The following is an 18,601-nucleotide window of genomic DNA, read 5'->3' on the forward strand; positions in this document are numbered from 1 at the left end:
TGCGTTTATTATATTTTGTAATAACGAATATCATTTTCAATTTTTGTAATCGAGAAAGGTACGTCTGATGTATATTCTGCGCTTTCTCCATGTTCAGGAAGCGATTCGCTGAAAATCATTTCATATTCGTCAACAGAGATTCGTTTTCGAGAATCCAGCATCTCTTGATGAGATTGTGCGAAGAGATATTCTTGATAGTTTTCCTCCAGATAACCTGTAAAAAATTCACTTACTGCACCAGAACCGTAGCTGAATAAACCAATGCGGTCTCCTGGCTGCAATGATTTCGAATTTTCCAGTAGAGAAGTTAGTCCAAGGTATAATGAACCAGTGTAAAGATTACCGATTCGTCGGCTGTAACGAATGCTTTCTTCATAGCGAGCCAGTAGCCGTTCTTGATTTCCTTCATCTGTTTGGTCTAATACGCTTTGCAATGCTTTTTTTCCCATCTTCGTATATGGGATATGGAAAGCAATCGCTTGATAATCTTCGAGTCCTCGACCCGATAATTCTTTATGTCGATTCCAAACTTTTTGGAACGATTCAATATACGTAGAATTAGACAAAGGTCCATCGACAACAGGAAATTCACTGTAATCTGGACGCCAGAAATCATAGATATCTTCTGTCAGAAATACGCTGTCGTCTTCGATCGATAAAATACGCGGATTTTGAGTGATCATCATCGCAACAGCACCGACACCTTGCGTCACTTCACCCCCGCTTGCCAAGCCGTAACGAGCAATATCACTTGCTATGACTAGTACTTTTCGTTCTGGATGATTTTTGACATATTCTTTTGCCATGTGCAAAGCTGCGGTGCCACCGTAGCAAGCTTCTTTTACTTCAAAAGAACGAGCAAAAGATTGGATTTTTAGTAAATGGTGGATAATTACCGCACTCGCTTTTGAATGGTCAATTCCGGATTCTGTTCCGACGATGACCATGTCGATTCGCTCACGGTCTTTTTCTGTCACGATCTTGCTGGCAGCATTTGCCCCTAGTGTAATGATATCTTCATTCGCACGATTGACTGCCATTTGGTCTTGACCAATACCGATATGATATTTTGCAGGGTCATCTCCACGGCTTTCTGCTAAATCTGTCATATCTAAATATAAATTAGGAATAAAAAAGGAAAGACGATCAATCCCTATTTTCATTTCAACACCTCTTTACTCATGATAAAAAACTTACTTTACTAAAGTATCATAAAAAGATTAAAAGAAATATAAAAAAGCGAATATTTAAGGATTGTTAAAATTTAATCTTAGAAAAAAACAACTGGAACAAGAGCTATTTGTTTTTATAGCAAAGAATGGTATATTTTTGTAGGAGGTGGCTTACTTGAAAGAAGTCGTAATGATAGATGCTGCAAGAACGCCAATAGGAAAGTATCGCGGAAGTTTAAGTTCATTTACTGCAGTTGAATTAGGCACACTTGTGACCAAAGAATTATTAGATAAAACAAAACTGAAAAAAGATAAAATAGATCAAGTAATATTTGGGAATGTCCTGCAGGCTGGTAATGGTCAAAATGTTGCTAGACAAATTGCTTTGAACAGCGGTATCCCAGTGGATGTCCCTGCAATGACAATCAATGAAGTTTGTGGATCTGGTATGAAAGCAGTGATTTTAGCACGCCAGCTGATCCAATTAGGTGAAGCAGAGCTTGTGGTAGCCGGCGGAACAGAGAGTATGTCACAAGCACCTATGCTGAAACCCTATCAGTCAGAAACAAATGAATATGGCGAACCAATTTCCAGTATGGTCAATGACGGATTGACTGACGCATTTTCAAATACACATATGGGATTAACCGCAGAGAATGTGGCAACTCAATTTTCTGTGAGCAGAGAAGAGCAGGATCGTTATGCCTTGGCATCCCAGTTGAAAGCAGCTCAAGCTGTTGAAGCTGGCGTATTTTCTGAGGAGATCATTCCGGTCAAGATTTCTGCTGAAGACGTGTTATCTGAGGATGAAGCAGTTCGTGGAAATAGTACATTGGAAAAATTGGGTACATTACGTACAGTATTCTCGGAAGAAGGAACAGTAACAGCAGGCAATGCTTCTCCATTGAATGACGGTGCCTCAGTGGTGATCCTTGCATCCAAAGAATACGCAGAGAATAATAATCTGCCTTATTTGGCAACCATCAAAGAAGTAGCGGAAGTTGGTATTGATCCAAGCATCATGGGAATCGCTCCAATCACAGCCATTCAAAAATTGACAGATAAAGCAGGAATAGCTTTACCAATGATCGATCTTTTTGAAATCAATGAAGCATTTGCGGCTTCATCTATTGTGGTCAATCGAGAACTACAGTTAGATGAAGAAAAGGTCAATATCTATGGAGGAGCAATCGCATTAGGACATCCAATTGGGGCAAGCGGTGCACGGATTTTGACCACGTTAGCTTACGGATTGCTTCGTGAGCAGAAGAGATACGGTGTTGCTTCATTATGTATTGGCGGAGGTTTAGGCTTGGCAGTCTTGTTAGAAGCGAATACGGAGCAAACACGTGAGGATTTGCAAAAAAAAAAGTTCTATCAGCTCACGCCATCTGAACGGCGCAGTCAATTAGTCGAAAAAGGTGTATTGACACAGGAAAATGCACTGATTTTTGAGGAACAAACACTTTCTGAAGAGCTCTCAGATCACATGATTGAAAACCAAGTGAGCGAAGTGGAGATCCCAATGGGCATTGCACAAAATTTCCAAATCAATGGCAAGAAAAAATGGATCCCGATGGCTACAGAAGAACCATCTGTTATTGCAGCTGCAAGCAATGGCGCAAAAATCTGTGGAGATATCTGTGCAGAAACACCTCAACGGTTGATGCGTGGACAAATCGTTCTATCAGGAAAATCGGAGTATCAAGCAGTGATCGATGCAGTGAATCATCGAAAAGAAGAACTGATTCTTTGTGCAAATGAAAGCTATCCTTCCATCGTGAAACGCGGGGGCGGTGTTCAAGATATCTCTACACGGGAATTTATGGGAAGTTTCCATGCCTACCTATCTATTGATTTTTTAGTGGATGTAAAAGATGCAATGGGTGCCAACATGATCAACTCGATTCTTGAGAGTGTAGCAGACAAATTACGGGGATGGTTCCCTGAGGAAGAGATTCTATTCAGTATTTTAAGTAATTTTGCTACAGAATCGTTGGCTTCTGCCTGTTGTGAAATTCCCTTTGAACGCTTAGGGAGAAGCAAAGAAATTGGTGAACAAATCGCTAAAAAAATCCAACAAGCAGGGGAGTATGCGAAGCTGGATCCTTATCGTGCAGCGACGCATAATAAAGGAATCATGAATGGTATAGAAGCTGTAGTAGCAGCTACAGGAAATGATACACGTGCGGTAAGTGCTTCGATCCATGCCTATGCGGCAAGAAACGGATTATACCAAGGATTAACAGACTGGCAGATTAAAGAAAATAAACTAGTTGGGAAGTTAACGGTACCTTTGGCTGTGGCCACAGTAGGCGGAGCTTCTAATATCTTGCCAAAAGCTAAAGTATCCTTAGCTATGCTAGATGTTGATTCAGCCAAGGAACTAGCACAAGTAATGGCTGCTGTAGGGTTAGCTCAAAATCTTGCTGCTTTGCGAGCATTAGTTACAGAAGGAATCCAAAAAGGACACATGGGGCTTCAAGCTCGTTCATTAGCGATCTCAATTGGGGCAGTTGGTGAGGAAATCGAGCAAGTTGCGCAAAAATTACGTGAAGCAGAAAAGATGAATCAGCAGACAGCTATACAACTATTGGAAAAAATCCGGGAAAAATAAAAGAACAATATCTTTAGAGGAATAAAGCAAGATTTGCAGTTATTTTAGTTACTGTAGATCTTGTCTTTTTTCTTTTACGAGAAAAATGTGTTCATTGTTAAAATATATTTCTAGCTATAATTAGGTGTGCGCACAAAATAGAAAAGAATGGAGAACTTATGAATAAGAAAAAATTTACTGTACTATTGTGTATTTGTTTCGGTTTATTTTTACTAGGATATAAAACACCAATGTCTTATGCACATATAAATGGTGGAGATTGGTCGTCACGTACATATAATCGGTATTGGATGAGTGAATTAAATGATAATGTACGTCTTTCAGAATTATCTATTCCAGGGACCCATAATTCAGCAACAGGAACGTTCTCAGGTATAGCAAGTGGATACGTAAAGACACAAAGTATCGATATCCGCAAGCAGCTTGACAATGGAATACGTTTTTTAGATATACGTGCGCGTGCTATTGATGGTGCTTTTACGATGCATCACGACAGGTACTATCTAAACCAGAATTTCGGTGATGTACTTAATAAAACAGTGGCCTTTCTTCGTGACAATCCTGGAGAAGTAGTCTATATGAGATTGAAACAAGAATACAGTAGTGTAAATGACCATACATTCAACCATATTCTTAATACAAGATATTTACAAGATAGTCGTTGGAGAGATTACTTTTATTATGGAAATGCTAATCCGACTCTTAGAGAGACACGAGGAAAAATCGTCATTTTTTGTAATTTCTTGGGAAATAATGTCGGAATCCCTTATCCGTCAAGTTTTGATATACAAGACTATTGGAATCCAGTGAATCCAAATGATAAACGGTGGGCCGTCGAGCAACAATTCGACAAGGCACACCAAAGCAGAGGAATAAATGGTGTCAAATATATCAATTATCTAAGTGCAAATGGATTTTGGAATGGTGTATGGGGATACGCAGATGTAATCAATCATTTTTCTTTTTACCGGATAATAAATAGAAATATCAAACATACGGGAATCGTACCTATCGACTATCCAAGTGAGTGGCTCGTTAATTCCATCATCGATATCAATCATCGTTTATTGAAAGACCGTGAAAGCAAAGGGAAATACGATGGATATATCACTTCTATCCAATGTGAAGCAGATACCTCAAAAGTTGTGGATTGGAATCAAGGAAATAACAGAGGAATCATTTACCATAACGCTGGGAGTAGAAATCAAAAGTGGTACTTAGATTATGATGTTGCGAGTAAAGCATACATATTGCGAAGTCAACGTAACAGGGATCATGTGTTAGCAGAAAATAGTTCTTTTGGTATAGATGTAACGAACCAGCCAAGTATACAAAATCGTGCAAGATGGCGATTGTTATCGTCTGGGCTAGAGCATATGCTAGGAGATGTGTATTATTTGCAAAATGCTCATAGTAACCGAATACTAGAAGTAAGAGATGGCGTATACAACAATAATCAAGAATTGATTACTGCGCCAGTCGCTCATATACAAAGACAACGATTTGTGATCCATAGAGAAGATTGATAAAGAAAATCAATCATAGCGAATTCATTAATTGTTGATCATTAGTTATTTATTCAACGGAACGAAATAATAAAAAATACTATATGACTATAAAGAAACCGCTTGGCATTTGTTTAACCTACCAAGCGGTTTTTTATTCAACCAACGGATTAACTTCAACAGTTTCTACAGTTGAATGTTTCTATCTTTCCGTAATCGCTGTCGCTGAAAATTGTTCAATTAAAGGAATCAAAGCCAATTTGACTTTGTATTTTCGTTCAAGTGCTTTTTCGATGGCAAATTCATTTTCAGCAGTCATAGAAATAGTTGCTAACTTACGAGGTTCATCGGCATTTTTTTCATAAATAACTACTTCTTGTTCATTTTGTTCTGTGTAAAATTTAGGATACTCAGCAACAGCTTTTGAAAAATCAGCAAAACTTAAAGCGGCATTCGTATCAGTTGAGCGTGTATTTTCAGTTGTGTCCGCTTTTGGTTCTTCCACTTTTTCTTCTGGCACACTGACTGTTTCTTCTGTCACTGGTGTTGCAACGGCTTGTGCAGTTGGTTCATCGTTTTTCAAACGTTGATCATTCCAGTAAGATACGATCTCAATAAGAAGATTGTCACGGAATCGTTCGAAAATACCGTTTTCTCCTGAACGGATCCGCTTTAATACAGTATTGAAATTATCATCGATAGGCACATTGATTCGTGTATCTTCATTTGTTTTTCCAGCTAATCCGATCGTTAAGATTTGACGGTTTTTGGGATCAAGCATGACTTGTAATGGCAAACCATAACGTCTCAAGCTTTCATTTTCTAGAGAACGGAATAACTGTCCTCTTACACTATCCAATGAAGGACGGAATTGATTTAATAATTTTTGTTTCTGTTTTTTCTTCATATGTTCTCTCCTTCGCTCATACCCTTTCGATTATAAGAAAAAAAAAGCCAAATGAAAAGGAGTAATGCAAAAAAACTTGCGTATACGCAAATTACAACAGAAAAATTTGCTTATTTTTCCATTTTTTGAAAGAAAAATAAAAAAATGGAACAGGTTATGTGGATAGATAACCTGTTCCAATCTTTTTATTTTTTCGGTATCAAGGCAAAAATAGGTAACTCAGGTGAATAAATGACTTCATGTTCGTGCCAAGTTGTGACCATTAGTGAATGATTGAACCGTTTTTTCAGCTCTTCGATGATTTGATCATGTGTCCAGTTTCTTGCAGGGAAATGTTGGATCTTCTCTGCATCGATCAAAAAGACAAAATCGGAATGAAAAGTCTGAATGACGTCTTCCGAGAGAGAATTCAAGCGTTCGATTGGATCCATAAAATCACCTTTCGTCTTAGAATTGGGTAGTATCTGGGTCTTTTGCCTTGCCAACTACACCATCTAACTGATCAATTTGTTTCATTTCTTCTTCTGTCAATTCAAAATCAAACAGTTCAGTATTTTCTTTGATTCTGCTTGGTGTGACAGATTTAGGAAGAGGAAGGAATCCGTGTTGCAACGACCAACGTAAAGCGACTTGTGCGATCGTCTTGTCATGCGCTTCAGCGATTTGTTTCATTTCAGGGACATCGAAGATTTTACCAGTGCCTAATGGGCTATATGCTTCAAGGATCATCTCATGTTTTTTTGCATACTCAACTACATCTGGCTGCAATTCACCCGGTGCAAGGAAAACCTGATTGACCATTGGCATGATTTTTGCTGTTTTAGCAAGTGTATCTAGATGGTGGGGCAAGAAATTGCTCACACCGATTGCTTTGATTTTACCTGCTTCATACAGTTCTTCAAATGCACGCCATGTATCTGCGTTTGCTTGTTCCCAATTATCACGAAAAGCAACTGGATTTGGCCAGTGAATCAAGAACAGATCTACATAATCTGTTTGAAGTTTCTTTAATGATTCTTCAAAAGAAGACATCACAAGTTCATAACTGTGATTGGCATTCCATAATTTTGTTGTTAGGAAGATCTCTTTTCTAGGAATGCCACTTTCCTTAATCGCTTGGCCGACACTTTCTTCATTCTTGTATCCTTGGGCAGTATCGATATGGCGATAACCTGCAGCCAGTGCTTCTTTAACAGAGGAAACAGCGACATCCCCATCAGGTGTTTGCCATGTGCCGAATCCTACTACTGGAATTTCGTAACCATTTGATAGACGATACGTGCTTGTTAATGAATTCATACTTTCAGCTCCTTTTTTATTCGTTCATCTATAAGTTTAGCGCATTTTCCAAAAAAAAGAATCCATTTTGTTTCTACTATTGAAATTTTTGTTTAAAAGAAAATGATTTTGATTCTGGTATTTTTGATTTTTTTTCCGTAAACTAAGACAGAAGGGAATGAGGAAATGGATATCTATTTAAAAAAAGCAATCCTGCATATTATTGACAGAGAGACGGGTTCGCCGGTCTTTTCGCAAAAAGAGCTGGATCTGACAAAAGAATATATTCGTGATTTTCTTCAAAAGAAAATCCAAAAAATCTCTTCTGCCCAAACGAAAACTGGACAATTGGCAGAAGAAAGCATGATCGTTGAATCACTTAAAATCGCTCAAGAAAATTTTGTGGAAGCAAGTGAAGCAATTGTTCAGCGATGGTTCGATATTTACCAAGAAAGTGAAGAGGCGCCAAGTGCAGATGTATTTGTCGTTTTGTATGAATTAGATACAGTGATGTACTTATCTTTATTGAAAGTCAATTATCGTGAGGCTTATACGCATTTTGTTGAAGCAGACGAAGTAGGAATTGACAACCGTTTGATTTTGAACCGAGCAATACTAGGCGCGAAAACACAAAAAGCAGATGAAGCCTTCGCGGTGAACTTGTCCGATTGGACCTATGAATTGATTGAAAAAAAATATGAGTTTTCCGGTAAAAAAGAGCTTTATTTTTCTGGAAGAGTGATCGAAAGTGTTCCTGCACCTTCTTTAGAAGAAAATGTAAAAGTGATCCAAAAAGTAGCCAAGCATCTTGGAAAAAAATTCGAGACAGAAGAATTTGATATCATGGCTGATTTAAAAGAAGCTGTCTATGACACGATAGAAGAAAAAGGACGGTTGGATCATGAGATGATCGCAGAAAAAGTCTTCAAGGAAAACATTACGGCAAAACTGGCTTTTAAAGAAGAAGTACAGGAACAAGGGTTTGTCCCAGAAGCACCTCCTGTAAAAGAAGTACAAGAAATTTCTGAGAAAAAATTTGGAAAACAAAAATTTAAATTATCAAACGGAATCGAACTGATTGTACCAGTCGATGTATATCGCAACCCAGATTTGATTGAATTTGTGAATAATCCAGATGGTACGATATCTGTGATGATCAAAAATGTGGATGAAGTATTAAATCGTTTATAAAAGTGACTGGAACATTAGATGTTCAACTACCGATGTTTAGTTGAATGAATGGTCCATGAGAAGGATCTGAAAGGACGAATATAACAAAAAAAGAGCGTGAGACAAAAGTAAAGAACACTTTTGTCTCACGCTCTAAAAACGTATAAACGCTTCTGTCCCAGCCTCTTTTTATCTAATAAAATTTTAAGACCATCGATTATTGATCGATTTTTTCTGCCGCATTTTTAGGGACTTCAGAAGCTTTTATTTCTTCCCAGCTTAATACACCTTTACGAGGATTGACTTTGAGTTTAAGATACGCATTCATCTTTAATGGATGTTCTCTTTTTTCGCGAAGCGTCACTTGTTTTTTTTCTCCATCTTTATTATAAGCCGCTTGCTTGTAGGTATAAGTCGTGAATTTCTCTCCGTTATCTGCTTGGATAGCTGATATTTCGCCATTCGTCGTGATTTTTGTATAATAGGCTTCACCGCCGTAAAAATAATGATAAGCTGCAAAACTTCCGCCGAGAAAGATGCCTAAAACGACAAGTACGCCAATTAATTTTTTCATGTACTTCACCTCTCCTCTTATTATTAACGAAATAGAAGATTTCGTCTATTGAAAGTTGTTGGCGACAGCTGAATTTTAAACTTTTCCTCATTTTGTTCTTATTGCTTCAAAAGAAAGGTAAGGACTAGCTTGAAGCTTTTCTCAAAAAACACAATTTTTTATTTATAAAAGGTACTTTTCTCGTGTGTAAGATAGGCGAGTGCTCTTAGTTTGCTTTGACCAATTTTGACGTATAATAAGCTTAGTTCGAATCTTACAAAAAGTAAGCCGGACGTATTCTTTTTGATTTATTCAAAAAAAGACTATAATAAAAAAGTGAGAGCTGAAATCCTTCAGTGATCTATATTATTTAGGAGGTTTGTAAATTATGGCAAAAGAACATTACGACAGAAGTAAACCACACGTTAACATTGGTACAATTGGACACGTTGACCATGGGAAAACTACTTTAACTGCTGCGATCACTACAGTATTAGGCAAAAAAGGCCTAGCAAATCCTCAAGACTATGCTAGTATTGATGCAGCTCCAGAAGAACGTGAACGTGGAATTACGATCAATACCGCACACGTAGAATATGAAACAGAAAAACGCCACTATGCGCATATCGATGCACCAGGACACGCGGACTATGTGAAAAACATGATTACAGGGGCAGCCCAAATGGATGGTGCCATCTTAGTCGTTTCTGCAACTGATGGTCCGATGCCTCAAACACGTGAACACATTTTGTTGTCACGTCAAGTTGGTGTAAAATACCTAATTATTTTCTTGAACAAAGTAGATTTAGTCGATGATGAAGAATTGATTGATTTGGTAGAAATGGAAGTTCGCGAGTTATTAAGCGAATATGGTTTCCCAGGCGATGACACTCCTGTGATCAAAGGTTCCGCATTAAAAGCATTGCAAGGCGATCCCGATGCTGAAGCTGCTATTATGGAACTGATGGATACAGTGGATGAATATATCCCAACGCCAGAACGTGATACAGATAAACCATTACTATTACCAGTGGAAGATGTTTTCTCCATTACAGGACGAGGAACTGTTGCCTCAGGTCGTATTGACCGCGGTGCTGTTCGTGTCGGTGATGAAGTAGAGATCGTAGGGATCAAACCTGAAACACAAAAAGCAGTTGTCACAGGTGTAGAAATGTTCCGTAAAACGTTAGATTACGGGGAAGCTGGAGATAACGTCGGCGTACTGTTACGTGGTATCCAGCGGGACGATATCGAACGTGGACAAGTACTTGCTAAACCAGGTTCCATTACTCCACATACAAAATTCAAAGCTGAAGTGTACGTGTTGACCAAAGAAGAAGGTGGACGTCATACACCATTCTTTAACAACTACCGCCCACAATTCTACTTCCGTACAACTGACGTTACTGGAACAATCACGTTACCAGAAGATACAGAAATGGTCATGCCTGGTGACAATGTGACGATTGATGTTGACTTGATCCACCCAATCGCTGTTGAAAACGGAACGACCTTCTCGATTCGTGAAGGTGGCCGTACAGTAGGTTCAGGTATCGTTACAGAAATCGAAGCATAAGAAACGCGACTCGAATATTTTGGCAATGAAAAATGTTTAAAATGAAAAAGCGGTCAAAACAGAAATCCTGTTTTGACCGCTTTTTTTATTCTACAATTGTACAATAAGAGAGGGTAGGAGCCGTACCTCACGCTTTGGTTCAGTCTCTTTTATTTATACTGTGAGTATTTCCTTACAATACGCAGTTTTTAGTACTTTCTTCGTATCCATTTTTTCAAACCACTTATTCGACCTTGTGTCTGCTCAACTGGCGCATTATCAATAATCAGCAAGGCAATCATAACGTATGCAATCCAGCTATCTCGCGAATATAGGGTGTAGCGTGAGACCCAGTTCGTAGCGTACTTGCTTTTGTATTCTCTTAATCCATGGAAAGAATAAAAATGAGAGCCAAACTCGTAAACCAAGTAAGCAATTCTTTCCTGTAAAAAACTCTTTCTGGAAGTACCAACATTTGAAAGAGGGGCCATCCCTAAATTGAACCATTGGATATGTTCTTCTTTCATATAAGCAAACAAATGCAGGAACAAGAAATCCATACTGCCGGAAGGTGCTTTTTTGGGATCATATCGCATCAAATCGATCGTTCCTACTTTGTTGTTCGTGTAAGTAGGCATGATCGTCGCAAAAGCGACAATTTCTTCTTGAGTATTTTTGACTACAGCAATAGGCGCTCTTTGTAAATAATCTTCAGAGAAAAAGCCTAAAGAAAAACCTTTTTCTTTTCGTGAACCCAACCAATTATCAGAAATATTTTTGAAAATACTCATTTGCTCAGCAGAAAATGGCGGTTGTAAGACATCAAATGTAAATCCTTCTCGTTCAATTCGGTTCAAGACAGCCCGAGTGCCCTTCATTTTTTTCCCTGATGTTGTAAAACTATTCAGGTCTACATAAGCTTCTTCCCCCATTTTAATGAAGTCATAGCCGAATTCATGCAAAATCATAACGATCTCTTCGCTTGTTTCGTAGAAAACAGGTAAATAACATAATCGGTCTGTCTCTTCGATGAAAGCTTCAATTGCTTCTGGAAAATCTTCTTTCTTACCAGAAGGATCGCCCATTACGACGCATTTATTATTGAAGCAAGCGAATTGGAGAAGCACAGTTGGTTCACCGTCTTTTTCGTAGACAAACATCCGCTTGTCTTTTAAGAAGATCAATTGACTGTCGGAGTTTCCTCCATAAGTTGTGAGGATCTTCAGTGCCTTTTCTTCATTAAAGGCTTCGCCAATCTGTTTCTTTTCTCCTTGAAGAAAATGGACAAATAGAACGATCATGAAACTAACGGCGATAATGGCCAACAACCCTGAAAACCAAATCTTTTCAGAAGGGAATAAGAAAAAGGAAATAAAATGGTGACGCCGATGTGGAAAATCAGGCAGATTGTATACACCAATAACAATATAAAGCAATGTCAATGCACCGATAATGATTCCATCGATCGTACGCCATTCCCACGAATAGATGAGTTGTTCCCGAAACAGTTCGTTTTTGGACGCAAGAATGATCAGAAACAGAATAGACAAGAAAATCACCGGTGTGAAGCTAAAATCGCTTAATAAAACATAAAATAAAGCGAGTGCGATCAAGAAAATTGTAGGCAGATAGGCTCGTTTTACGCGTGCAGCGATCCCTCTCCCCATAACAATCAAAAGAAATCCTAATAATATACTAGGAAACTGGATAATAAAGTGGAATTTCAATGGGTTCAAACTATGAAGCCAGCGAAACTCTGTAAAAGCTTGCGGAATAGTGGCAGAAAGTACCAACATGATTCCAGAAAAGTATAAAAGTACAACCACGATTTTATGCGCGATTTCTGTTGCTAACTGCTTAGGGATACCTGAATAACGCTGATCAAAAGTGGAACCGATATTTTTGAAGAAAAAGACGATTCCAATCAAAAACGGAATGATGTAGTAGAACAGACGATAAAGCAAGATCCACACAACGACTGTTTCTCTTGGCACACCAATAGCAGATAATCCGATAATCATCATCACATCGAAACTGCCGATCTCGCCAGGAATCATAGACACGATCCCTATCACTGAAGCAGCAATGAATAACGGAATCGTTTGCCACAGATCGATTCGGATTTCCATTAGGTAACCAACAGAAAGGAAACTGAACAGGACACCAGACCATTCCAATAATGAAACAAGCAAGAGCTGTCCTTGCGTTTTAAGTGAGGTACCACCAAGGAATCCTTTCTTTTTGAAAGTAGTGAATAAAAAGACAACAGGAAAATACAGACCACCGCCAATCAGCCATATCCAATATTGCTTCAAGAAAGGAGCGACTGGTGTGAAGACTACAAGTAAAAAAGAAAGCAGACTGTAAATAGAAAGTCCAGCCATCAAAAACAAGAAAACTTTCGATAATGCTTGGATCACGTTTCTGCTCTCTTTCTTTTGTCCATATAGTTCAGAGCGAAGCCCCACACTAACAAACCCGCCGAAACCGGCAATATTATTGATTGTATTGATCAGCCAGCTTGTCTCAAACAAGTAACGAGGATTCTGCTTTTGTTCAAGCATCCGATTCAAAATAATATCATAACCAATCATAGGTAACACAGAGACAAGACCAATCAACAGCATAAGTCCGCTTTTCCAAATAGGTATAGTGGCAAACGTTTCTCCTAATTGCTGGATAGATAGAGTTTTACCGATGGACATCAATTCACCGACAATAATGACAATGACAGAAATCAAAAAGATTGTTTTGAACAGTCCTAGATGGTTTTTCAGCCATTGTATGGTAGTTTTTATCAAATAAATCACCTTCTATTCCTAATAATTATGTTTCAGAAAGAAATTGAAGAACTTCTCGGTTGAAGCGTTCAGGATCTTTTCTAGCTAATTCATGTCCTTGTTCTTTTACAAGTACAAAAGAAGCTTTTGGTATAGTTTTAGCTATATACAGAGAATGTTTCAGCTTGATTACATCTTTTTTTCCTACAATAATTAATGTTGGGGAGTTGATTTTTTTTAAATCATTTTCTGTAAGGCCGATATCATGTAGCAATAGTTTAATAACTAACAGATTTTTGCGAAGGCTTGGGCGAAATAAAGAGAGCAACCATACCCATGCATAATGAAAATTGCTGATGACTCTGGCAGAAAAACGAACACCTTTAACTAGCGTGTTTCCAGAATTTAAAATCAGTCGATGAACTTTTTGAGGAAAGCTGCTAGCAAATACCAATGCCAAATTTGCGCCATCACTAAATCCAAGAAAATCTGCCTGATTGATTTTTTCTAGCAACATAATCGTATTCAGATCCTCAGCCATCAAATGAAAATTCAATATAGATGCTTCATTTGTTGAACGGCCATGTCCTCTGCTGTCTACTAGATAAACGGTATAGTAGCGTTCAAGTACGGGAACCTGTTCTGAAAAAAAGCGGCCGCTGCCATCATTGCCATGCAGTAAAAAGAGTGGGAAGCCTTGACCACTCTTTTCATAATAAATTTTGCTCCCGTCTGACATTTTTGCATATTTCTTTTCTTTTTTCACATAATCACCTACTGTGTAAAGTATAACGATTATAACAGTCATTGGGCAATTGTTTTTACTGAAAAACAACGATCATTTTCGTAAGATGATAAAAAACACAGGAAAATTCATTTTTTCTTAAGGTGTACACAGAATTTAAGGAAGAAATAGCCAAGAAGATAAAGAAATAGTAAGATAAAAAAGATGTCAAAATAACTAGGTGATGAAATGAAGCGAAAACGATTATCTATTATCCGTATTCTTTTTTACATGATCATTCTAACGGTCATTGGTGCGGTGTTGTTTTTAGGAGGAAGAACTTATCGCTCGGTAAAACGGGTGGAAAGCTATCAAATAGAAATAACGACAGCTGCAAAAAATTATCATATGGAAGCATACGAAAAATTGATCAAGGCAATAATCTTGACCGAATCAAAAGGAAAAGGCACAGATCTCATGCAGAGTTCAGAGAGTTTGCATGGAGAAGCCGATGTCATTGATAATCCAGCTGACAGTATTGATCAAGGGGTCAAATATTTGGCGGAGATGATAATGGAAGCAAAAAAACAAGGATGTGATCTGTGGACTGCTGTCCAAGCGTATAATTTTGGGAAAGATTATATTGCCTACGTAAAAAATCATGGCGGAGAAAACACAGTAGAACTAGCAGAAGCGTATTCTAAAGATGTGTTGAGCCCACTTTTAGGAAATGAAGAAGGAAAACAGTACCGCTATTGGCGGATCCAGTCCTTGCTTTACAACGGCGGCTATCTCTATCATAATGGAGGTAATATGTTTTATCCTGATATTGTCAAAATGAATGAAAAAATAATAGAGACTTACGAAAAAGTCTTTAAATAAACGAATAGGAAATATCCGAACATAATAAAATGAGCTGAAAGAAGGAGTGCGCAAATAGTGGAAAAAAGGCAAAAAATGGAAAATCAAAAAGTGGGGTACACAACCAAAGATTGGATGTTGCGGTTTGTGAAGGGAATGTTTATCGGTTCAGGATTTATCTTGCCGGGGGTCAGCGGGGGTGCATTAGCAGCTGTTTTTGGCATGTATGAGCGACTGATTTCTTTTCTAGCCCATATCACAAAAAATTTCAAAGAAAATGTTTTGTTTTTCCTGCCTGTTGGTCTAGGCGGAGTGACAGGCATCTTTTTACTTTCTTTTTTAGTCAGTTTTTTATTAGGGGCGTATGAAACAACAATATTGTGGTTTTTTGTTGGGTGTATCGTCGGAACTGTTCCTGCGTTATGGAAAGAAGCAGGAAAAAAAGGACGAGATACTTCTGATGTAATCATCATGGTTGTTACTTTTGTTCTGGCTTATTTGTTTTTATTATACGGTGCTCGATTATTTGATGGACAAGTCGATCAGAATTTTGGGACTTGGCTGATCGCCGGCGGATTGATTGGTTTAGGTATGATTGTCCCAGGATTGAGTCCTTCTAATTTTTTGGTATATATGGGATTGTACAAAGCGATGGCTGACGGATTTAAAGAAGTTCGGTTTGAAGTTATCTTGCCGATTGGAATTGGTGGGGTTCTTTGTGTCCTTGGCCTGTCAAAAATCATGGATTATATTTTCTCAAAGGCATACAGTAAGCTATTCCATTTTATTTTAGGCGTCGTTTTTGCTTCAACGATTATGATCATCCCTACTGATTACGCGGGATTGGGAGTCGCTGGAGTGCTAGCTTGTCCTGTTCTTTTTGTAGCTGGTACAGCACTAGGATGGTGGATGAGCCGTTTGGAAGAACAATATAAGTAAAGATAGTTCGATAATAAAAAACAACACACGGGTGATTCATACAAAAAAGGTCAGCATCTTTTTCGTAAGAATCATTCGTGTGTTTTTCTATAAATTTTATAAAAACAAGTTGTTTTTAATCTTGGAACACGCTAGACTTAAACACGTGATTATTTTTGAAAGTTGGCGGAAAATGGAGAAAAAGAAAATGAATGGACTTACACAGCAAGAAGTAGTTCAGAAAATGGCTTCTGGCCAGCAAAATGACTACCAGGAAGATGCATCAAAAAGTACAAAGCAAATATTCAGCGATAATATATTGACGTTATTCAATTTTCTGAACTTCGGTATCGGAATTTGTCTGTTATTTGTAGGTGCTTATTCCAACATGGCGTATTTAGCAATTATTATCGTAAATATCGTTATTGGAATTTATCAAGAAATACATGCAAGAAATCTTGTACGAAAATTATCGATTGTTTCCCAATCAGAAGTACTAGTGATTCGGGACGGTAAAGAACAATCGATTTCTACTAAAGAGCTGGTATTAGGAGATTTGGTAAAGATCGGAGCTGGAGAACAGATACCAGCCGATTTGCAGGTCATATCAGGACGGGCAGAAGCAAATGAAGCTCTTTTGACAGGTGAATCTGACTTGATTGTCAAAGAAGCTGGAGCTGAATTGCTTTCTGGGAGCTTTTTGACAAGTGGTTCTGTCATGGCTGAAGTCATCCGAGTAGGGGCAGATAATTATGCTGTCCGCTTGACTAGCGAGGCAAAAACCCACAAAGCTATTCATTCTGAACTTGTAGATTCGATTCGTAAAGTATCCAAGTTCACTAGTTTCGTGATTATTCCTTTAGGGATCATACTATTTTTGGAGGCACTGTTCATTCGCGATGCTTCTATCAAGATTTCAGTTATTGCCTCTGCAGCAGCTTTGTTAGGGATGCTTCCAAAGGGATTAGTATTGTTGATAAGTATTGCGTTAACGACAGGTGTAACAAAACTGGCAAAAAAACGGATTCTTGTTCAAGACATGTATTCCATTGAAACACTTGCTCACGTCGATACATTATGTTTGGATAAAACAGGAACCATTACTGAAGGGAAAATGAGTATCCAGCGTGTAGAAGCATTACATCCGCTGTATGAAAAAGCTATTCCAGAAATTATGGGAACGTATCTTGCAGAAAGCAGTGATAACAACATCACCATGCGGGCGATGAGAGAGTATTTTGAGCTTTCTAATCGTTATGATGTAACAAACAAAGTCGCATTTTCTTCTGATCGCAAATGGGGTGCGATGGAGTTTCCAGAATTAGGAGTCGTATACGTAGGAGCACCTGAACGCTTGGTGGAAGAAGATCGACTGCCAGATAGTCTAAAAACAGCTCAAGCGAATGGCTATCGCGTCCTTATGTTGGGGATTGCTCCAAATCAGCAATTAAACGAAGAAACCCCCGCGTTTGTTGAGCCAGTTGCTCTGTTTGAAATCGATGATCCAATCCGAAAAAATGCGCCAGAAACACTAGCTTATCTTCATGAGGAAGGCGTTGACCTGAAAGTAATCTCTGGAGATAATCCATTTACTGTCTCCAATATTGCTAGACGTGCAGGATTACCGAATTATGATGCGTATATCGACCTTTCTCAGATTACTGAAGAATCGGACGTGCGAGAAGCCGCGCATCAATATACCGTTTTTGGTCGAGTGAGTCCTCAGCAAAAGAAGTTACTGGTAAATGAATTAAAAGATAGCGGCAGAACGGTTGCGATGACAGGTGACGGCGTGAATGATGTTTTGGCATTAAGAGAAGCAGATTGCAGTATCGCCATGGCAGAAGGTGACGGAGCGACACGTCAAATTGCTAATCTAGTATTGTTGGACTCTGATTTTACGACATTGCCAGAAGTCCTGTTTGAAGGACGTCGAGTAGTCAACAATGTGACGAAAGTCTCCGGTATCTTTTTCATCAAAACGATTTATTCTTTTATTTTATCGATTATCTGTGCCGTTACAGCTATTGGATTTCCATTTATCCCTATCCAGATCACGCTGATTGATTTGGCGATTGAAGGGTATCCTTCCTTCTTTTTATCATTTGAACAAGATAAACGCAAAATCACTTACCGTTACTTGCCTACTGCACTTATCAACGCTTTGCCGAATGCCTTGCTTGTAGTAGTGAATATCATAGCAGTGTATCTACTTGGAAAAACGTTCGCGTGGGGAAGTAGTGAAACCACTACGTTGATGTATTACTTGCTAATTGGAATCAGCTGCATGGCAGTTGTAAAAGCTTGTTATCCTTTCAACCCGTTGCGAATATTCTTAGCAGTAACAACAATCGTAGGGATATATGTAGCTGCGATGCTGTTCCACGGAATTTTGGAAGTAAACTTAGGTTTAGGAGAAACCATAGGATACTTCGTTATGTTCATGATCGTAAATATTGTCCTTCGATTATTGTACTGGAAGGCTGATATTCAAAATCAGCTACTGAAAAGAGTAGCAAATTGATGCTTAATTAAATAGAAATGTGTTATACTTGAAAAAG

General features: G+C 38.4%; 14 protein-coding genes. 7 read left to right on the top strand and 7 right to left on the bottom strand.

Going from position 1 to position 18,601, the window contains the following annotated elements; genetic code table 11:
• Positions 1–8 precede the first annotated feature (8 nt).
• Positions 9–1,163, bottom strand: a complete 1,155-nt coding sequence (locus OZZ83_RS08330; RefSeq protein ID WP_002309630.1) for a hydroxymethylglutaryl-CoA synthase — start codon at positions 1,161–1,163, stop codon at positions 9–11.
• A gap of 184 nt (positions 1,164–1,347) precedes the next feature.
• Between OZZ83_RS08330 and OZZ83_RS08335 the strand changes: the two genes are divergently transcribed.
• On the top strand, positions 1,348–3,789 hold the full coding sequence (locus tag OZZ83_RS08335; protein WP_080491747.1) for a hydroxymethylglutaryl-CoA reductase, degradative: 2,442 nt from the start codon (positions 1,348–1,350) through the stop codon (positions 3,787–3,789).
• Between the two features lie 158 nt (positions 3,790–3,947).
• Positions 3,948–5,315, top strand: coding sequence for a phosphatidylinositol-specific phospholipase C (locus tag OZZ83_RS08340; protein ID WP_002345885.1), 1,368 nt, complete (start codon positions 3,948–3,950; stop codon positions 5,313–5,315).
• A 181-nt stretch (positions 5,316–5,496) separates the two neighbouring features.
• Here the strand turns inward: OZZ83_RS08340 and OZZ83_RS08345 are convergent, their stop codons facing one another.
• The 3 genes from OZZ83_RS08345 to OZZ83_RS08355 all read right to left on the bottom strand — a co-directional run bounded on the left by OZZ83_RS08345 (position 5,497) and on the right by OZZ83_RS08355 (position 7,500).
• The gene (locus OZZ83_RS08345; protein WP_119365061.1) at positions 5,497–6,201 is read right to left on the bottom strand and encodes a hypothetical protein; all 705 of its coding nucleotides are present in this window, start codon (positions 6,199–6,201) and stop codon (positions 5,497–5,499) included.
• A 185-nt stretch (positions 6,202–6,386) separates the two neighbouring features.
• On the bottom strand, positions 6,387–6,632 hold the full coding sequence (locus OZZ83_RS08350; protein ID WP_002309626.1) for a hypothetical protein: 246 nt from the start codon (positions 6,630–6,632) through the stop codon (positions 6,387–6,389).
• A gap of 16 nt (positions 6,633–6,648) precedes the next feature.
• Positions 6,649–7,500, bottom strand: coding sequence for an aldo/keto reductase (locus OZZ83_RS08355; RefSeq protein ID WP_002309625.1), 852 nt, complete (start codon positions 7,498–7,500; stop codon positions 6,649–6,651).
• A gap of 165 nt (positions 7,501–7,665) precedes the next feature.
• On the opposite strand from OZZ83_RS08355, the gene OZZ83_RS08360 reads away from it, so the two are divergent.
• A complete protein-coding gene (locus OZZ83_RS08360) occupies positions 7,666–8,670 on the top strand; it encodes a nucleoid-associated protein (RefSeq protein ID WP_002290131.1) in 1,005 nt (334 codons plus the stop codon).
• A gap of 196 nt (positions 8,671–8,866) precedes the next feature.
• On the opposite strand, the gene OZZ83_RS08365 is transcribed toward OZZ83_RS08360, so the two are convergent.
• Positions 8,867–9,223 carry a YxeA family protein gene (locus OZZ83_RS08365; RefSeq protein WP_002309624.1) on the bottom strand — a complete coding sequence of 119 codons (357 nt, stop codon included), beginning with the start codon at positions 9,221–9,223 and terminating at the stop codon, positions 8,867–8,869.
• A gap of 367 nt (positions 9,224–9,590) precedes the next feature.
• On the opposite strand from OZZ83_RS08365, the gene tuf reads away from it, so the two are divergent.
• A complete protein-coding gene (gene tuf, locus OZZ83_RS08370; protein ID WP_278023705.1) occupies positions 9,591–10,778 on the top strand; it encodes an elongation factor Tu in 1,188 nt (395 codons plus the stop codon).
• A 188-nt stretch (positions 10,779–10,966) separates the two neighbouring features.
• Here tuf and mprF read toward each other — a convergent pair whose 3' ends face one another.
• Positions 10,967–13,558, bottom strand: a complete 2,592-nt coding sequence (gene mprF / locus OZZ83_RS08375) for a bifunctional lysylphosphatidylglycerol flippase/synthetase MprF (protein ID WP_080491746.1) — start codon at positions 13,556–13,558, stop codon at positions 10,967–10,969.
• Positions 13,559–13,583: 25 nt separating this feature from the next.
• Positions 13,584–14,345 carry an alpha/beta fold hydrolase gene (locus OZZ83_RS08380; protein ID WP_002313891.1) on the bottom strand — a complete coding sequence of 254 codons (762 nt, stop codon included), beginning with the start codon at positions 14,343–14,345 and terminating at the stop codon, positions 13,584–13,586.
• A gap of 165 nt (positions 14,346–14,510) precedes the next feature.
• Here OZZ83_RS08380 and OZZ83_RS08385 point away from each other — a divergent pair, with 165 nt between their 5' ends.
• From OZZ83_RS08385 to OZZ83_RS08395, 3 genes are all read left to right on the top strand, one after another.
• Positions 14,511–15,143: a lysozyme family protein gene (locus tag OZZ83_RS08385; RefSeq protein ID WP_002320675.1), complete on the top strand. Its 633-nt coding sequence runs from the start codon at positions 14,511–14,513 to the stop codon at positions 15,141–15,143.
• Between the two features lie 57 nt (positions 15,144–15,200).
• The gene (locus OZZ83_RS08390; protein WP_002309619.1) at positions 15,201–16,061 is read left to right on the top strand and encodes a DUF368 domain-containing protein; all 861 of its coding nucleotides are present in this window, start codon (positions 15,201–15,203) and stop codon (positions 16,059–16,061) included.
• Between the two features lie 187 nt (positions 16,062–16,248).
• The gene (locus OZZ83_RS08395) at positions 16,249–18,564 is read left to right on the top strand and encodes a cation-translocating P-type ATPase (protein ID WP_002309616.1); all 2,316 of its coding nucleotides are present in this window, start codon (positions 16,249–16,251) and stop codon (positions 18,562–18,564) included.
• Positions 18,565–18,601 lie beyond the last annotated feature (37 nt).

It is taken from the genome of Enterococcus sp. E5-162 (genome assembly GCF_035725965.1).
Taxonomy (GTDB): Bacteria; Bacillota; Bacilli; order Lactobacillales; family Enterococcaceae; genus Enterococcus_B; species Enterococcus_B lactis.